The organism is Mesorhizobium sp. M7A.F.Ca.CA.002.04.1.1, assembly GCF_004022805.1.
GTDB lineage: Bacteria > Pseudomonadota > Alphaproteobacteria > Rhizobiales > Rhizobiaceae > Mesorhizobium > Mesorhizobium ciceri.
Genome location: NZ_RZPL01001046.1, coordinates 1 through 1,346, shown reverse-complemented (window position 1 = coordinate 1,346; position 1,346 = coordinate 1). Strand labels below are relative to the sequence as shown.

2 protein-coding genes are annotated in these 1,346 nt (G+C 62.0%); one reads left to right on the top strand and one right to left on the bottom strand.

Annotated elements, in window-relative coordinates; all coding sequences use genetic code 11:
• Positions 1-179: 179 nt before the first annotated feature.
• Positions 180-989 (top strand): helix-turn-helix transcriptional regulator, encoded by an 810-nt coding sequence (locus ENZ75_RS31945; protein ID WP_063169019.1) that lies wholly within the window; start codon positions 180-182, stop codon positions 987-989.
• Between the two features lie 70 nt (positions 990-1,059).
• Here the strand turns inward: ENZ75_RS31945 and ENZ75_RS31940 are convergent.
• On the bottom strand, positions 1,060-1,346 hold a 287-nt coding region (locus ENZ75_RS31940; RefSeq protein ID WP_206617153.1), incomplete at its 5' end, for an NAD-binding protein.

Sequence of the window (1,346 nt, the reverse complement as noted above, 5' to 3'; positions counted from 1 at the left end):
CAACCCGGTCGCGCTTTCGGGAGAGATGACCAGGGCGAGCATGGCGTACCTTGTTGCTGGCTTGTCGGTGCCAGCTTGCTGTGGAAAGCACGGCAAGCTGAGTACGAGCCGGAGCTTATCGACTTTCGCTGTTAAAGAATTTAGCTATCATGGCGTTTAATCGCTAATAACAGTCAACCATGAGACAACCCCTCAGCTACCCCTGGCTCGATCTCGATGTGGATGACCCTGCCGCGCCGGCGATTGCCGTGCGCGTCGACATCCCCGACACCAGAGCGGAAGTCCCCGCCCATCGGCACCGCAAAGGCCAACTCGTCTTCGCACTCGGCGGCGGCGTCACATGCCGCGTTCCAAGCGGTCTATGGATGGTGCCGCCGCATTGCGGGGTGTGGATCCCCGGCGGCATGGAGCACAGCAATGTCGCAACCGCCAACGCCCGGATTTTTTTCGTCTACATAGAGCCGGGAGCCGCCGATCTGCCGGAGCGGTGCTGCACGTTTTCAATCTCGCCCCTGCTGCGCGAATTGATCATCGAGCTTTCCGATCGGGTGGAGGGTGACGGGGCGAGGGGCGAACTCTTGACCAAGATGCTGCTCACCGAATTGCCACGCATGCCTGTCCAGCAATTGCACCTGCCGATCTCGTCCGAGCCACGCTTGAACAGGATCGCCGAAGCGTTGGCGCAAGACCCTGCCGACCGCAGCACACTGGCGGAATGGGCCAACCGCATCGCGCTCAGCGAGAGCAGCCTCGCCCGCCTTGTGGCAAAGGAGACGGGGCTGAGTTTCGGGCGCTGGCGCCAGCAATTGCACTTGATCGTTGCAATTCGGGAACTGGCTTCCGGCAAGAGTGTCCAGCAGGTCTCGGGCGATCTCGGCTATGGTTCCGTTACGGCCTTCATCACCATGTTCAAGAAGGCGCTTGGGAAGCCGCCGGCCAAATACCTCAGCGGTATCGCGCAAAATGGCGGCTCTGCATTCGTGGCGTGATGCTCGCTTGAAAGGGTGGTCGAGCCGATCACGTTGCCAGCGTGCGAGAGTGCAGCTTGGGCTTTGGGACTCAGGCCACCGACGGCTCGGCGGTTTCGCGCCTCAACTCCGGTTTGGAACCGAGAACTTCTTCCACAATCCCGCGCGCAATCTCGCGCTCGCCCATGATCACCGTATCGGCGCCCAAACCCTTGAGATGTTCGACCTCGGCATCGGAATGGGCACGGGCGATGACGTTGATAGCGGGATTGGCGGCGCGGGCGCGGAGCACGATCTGGCCGGCTTCGAAGGCATTGGGGATCGCAAGGATCAGCCGGCTGGCGCCCTCGGGGTTGGCGGCGGCGAACACTTCGGCAT